We start from the raw sequence: 3,135 nt of genomic DNA, 5'->3' as shown, positions 1-3,135 counted from the left end.
AGGTCATCGGGGGGACCAGCTCCGTGACCGAGGCGCCGGCTGTGACCTCTACCGTGCCCGGCGTGGTGGACCCGGCCGCCGTCGACGCCGTCCGGTCGCGCGTCCGGGCCGACGGCGAGGTCGGGGCGGTTCTGGACCGGCGGGTGCCCGAGCTGGTGGCCTACCAGAGCGCCCGCTACGCCCGTGCCTACGCCGACGTCGTCGAGAAGGTGCGGCAGGCGGAGGAGAAGGCCGTTCCGGGGTCGACGCAGCTGACCGAGGCGGTGGCCCGGAACCTGTACAAGCTGATGGCCTACAAGGACGAGTACGAGGTCGCCCGCCTGGCACTCGACCCCGCGATGGACGAGCAGCTCGCCGCTCAGTTCGGCCCGGGCAGCCGGGCGTCGTACCGGCTGCACCCGCCGGTCCTGCGTGCCCTGGGCATGAAGGACAAGCTCGAGCTCGGCCCGTGGTTCAAGCCTGCCTTCCAGGCGCTCTACCGGATGCGCCGTGTCCGCGGCACGCGGCTGGACCTCTTCGGCTACGCCGAGGTGCGGCGGATCGAGCGCGCCCTCGTCACGGAGTACCGCCGCACCATCGAGGAGATCCTGGACCGTCTGGACGGCACATCCCTGCCGCAGGCGGTCGAGATCGCCGAGTTGCCGGACCTGGTGCGCGGTTACGAGCACGTCAAGCTCGCCGGAGTCGAGAAGTACCACCTCCGCCTGGCCGAACTGCAGTCGCGACTCCCCTGATCGGCCTGTTGCACCACCGCGGGCCGTGATGCTCGACGAGGTCGACGCCGCCGTGGGGATCGTCGCCTACGCCGGTGGCCCGCCGCTCGCCGGGCCCGCACGTCCGTAGACGTGCGGGCCCGGCGACCGGTTCGAGGCGTCCGGGACGTCCGTTCCGGTCAACGCCCCGGAAAGCAATCCGAACTCTGACGCCGCCGCACCACCGCGCAACGGCGCCGGCGGTGCTTCCGCTCACCCGTGCAGCGGCTCGTCGGGAGTCATCTCGACCTGCTCGGCGTCGGGCTGTGACCGCGTGTGGACACTCAAGCCCTCCGTCGGTACGCCGGCCAGCGTGACGTGGGGACGAGCCTCCGGCGCGGTGCCGGCGACAGCGGGGAAGGGTGGCACCGACGGCGGCAGGTCCAGCCCGGCCAGCGCCTCCTGGTACCGCTGCACGTTGCCGAGCTTGACGTGCTCGTACCCCCGGACGAGGTCAGCCGCTGCTGCTGCCGCCGTTGCGGCCTCGTAGCTGCCGTCCTCGAGGTTCCGCGCCAGGGCCTCGATCATCGCGATGTAGTGGTCCCGCAGTGCCCGCTCCACACGACGCACGTGGGCATATCCGAAGGGGTCCAGCGGAGTGCCGCGCAGTTGCTTGGCCCGCGCCATGGTCCTGAGGAGGACGTGCGTAGACGGCCCCAGGCCGATCTTCTTCTTCATTCCCATCGTGCGCAGCATCGGCGGGTGCAGGCGGTAGGTGAGGTTCTCCCCTGCCGGCACCTCGGCCTTGACCTTCGCGACCATCGCGGGATCGGTGAGCAACCGAGCGACCTCGTACTCGTCCTTGTAGGCGATGAAGCGGTGCAGGCCGTGAGCCACCGACTCGCTGAAGGAGGTCCGATCACCGAGACGCCGCTCCGCGTCCCAGGCGGCCTCCACGACGCGCAGGTAGCGCTTGGCGATCCGCTCTCCCTGGTAGTCCACGAGATGGGCTGCCCGCCGCTCGGCGACCCGGCGGGTCTCACCCGCCAAGCGCGAGCGGGTGAACAGGTGCGCGGGCACCGGCGCGTGGATGACGTCCGCGGACGGTCGCGCCTCGGAGACGGCGCGCCGGAACTCCTCCGGCAGCGCGACCGCGGCTCTTCCCCACCGGAACGCCGCGATGTTCGCCTCGACCGCGACACCGTTCATCCTGATCCCCTGCTCGATGGCGTCGGCGGGCAGCGGCAACGCGCCGGACTGGTACGCCGACCCGATCAGGAGGAAGTTCGCGGCGGCGGTTCCCCCCAGCAGCGCCTCGGCCACCCCGAGGGCGTCGTAGGAGACGACCTCCCGCGATGCCGCCCGCAGGCGCCCGAGCAGGTCCTCCTCCTCCGGATAGCGGATCGACGGGTCGTACACCATGTCCCCCGTCGGCGTCGGGCTCGTCGAGGCGATGCACATCGTCCGCCGGGGATCCCCGTACCCGATGAACCGCGTGTCCGTGGCGACGAGGAGGTCGAGCGCGAGGACGCAGTCGGCCGAGCCGGGGGTGATGCGGTTCGACGGCTCGAGATGGCTGCGGGCGATGCGCAGATGGGAGGTGACCGGCCCGGCCTTCTGGCTCAGCCCCGTCTGGTCGAGACCCTGCACCTTCAGGCCGGCCACCACCCCCGCCGTCGCGAGGACCTGGTTGACCGTCACGATGCCCGTGCCGCCGATGCCGGCAAGGAACACGTTGACGGTCTCGTCGCCCAGGGTGAACTCGACGTCCGCCACGGCCGGCGGTGCCAGCCGCTCGCGGCGGACCTTCTTCGGGGCGCCGTCGGGCACGGTGAACGTGATGAACGAGGGGCAGTCGCCGTCCAGGCAGCTGTAGTCCGTGTTGCAGGAGTTCTGGTCGATGTGGGTCTTGCGCCCGAACTCGGTGTCGACCGGCTGCACGGAGAGGCAGTTGCTCTTCACGCCGCAGTCGCCACAGCCCTCGCAGACCATCTCGTTGATGACGACGCGCATCGGGCGCTGCGCCAGCTTTCCGCGCTTGCGCAGGCGCCGGGCGTCCGCCGCGCAGCGGGAGTCGTAGATCAGGGCCGTCACACCGGGCGTGTCGCGCAGGATCCGCTGTGCCTCGTCCAGTCGGTCCCGGTGCCACACGGCCACGCCGTCGGCGAACCTGGCCCGGCCGTAGTTCTCCGGCTCGTCGGCGCAGACGATGATGCGGGCGACGCCCTCGGCCTGCAGCTTGAGGGTGAGGTCCGGGACGGGAAGCGCCCCCTCGGCGTCCTGCGCGCCGGTCATGGCCACCGCGCTGTTGTAGAGGATCTTGTAGGTGATGTTCACCCCGGCGGCGACGCACGCCTGGACGGCCAGCTGACCGGAGTGGAAGAAGGTGCCGTCCCCGACGTTCTGGAAGATGTGCGGGACGTCGGTGTACGGGCTCTGCCCG

Annotated in this window: 2 protein-coding genes; one reads left to right on the top strand and one right to left on the bottom strand. The window is 71.1% G+C overall.

The annotated features are described in order from the left end of the window. On the top strand, positions 1-734 hold a 734-nt coding region (locus VN520_RS03865), incomplete at its 5' end, for a DUF6537 domain-containing protein (protein ID WP_325745410.1). Positions 735-965: 231 nt separating this feature from the next. On the opposite strand, the gene VN520_RS03860 is transcribed toward VN520_RS03865, so the two are convergent. Next, on the bottom strand, positions 966-3,135 hold a 2,170-nt coding region (locus VN520_RS03860; protein ID WP_325745409.1), incomplete at its 5' end, for a DUF6537 domain-containing protein.

Source organism: Streptomyces sp., assembly GCF_035563135.1.
In the GTDB taxonomy this organism is placed as follows: Bacteria; Actinomycetota; Actinomycetes; order Streptomycetales; family Streptomycetaceae; genus Streptomyces.
Note: the sequence above shows the minus strand (reverse complement) of the source record. Positions and strands in the feature narration are given on the sequence as shown.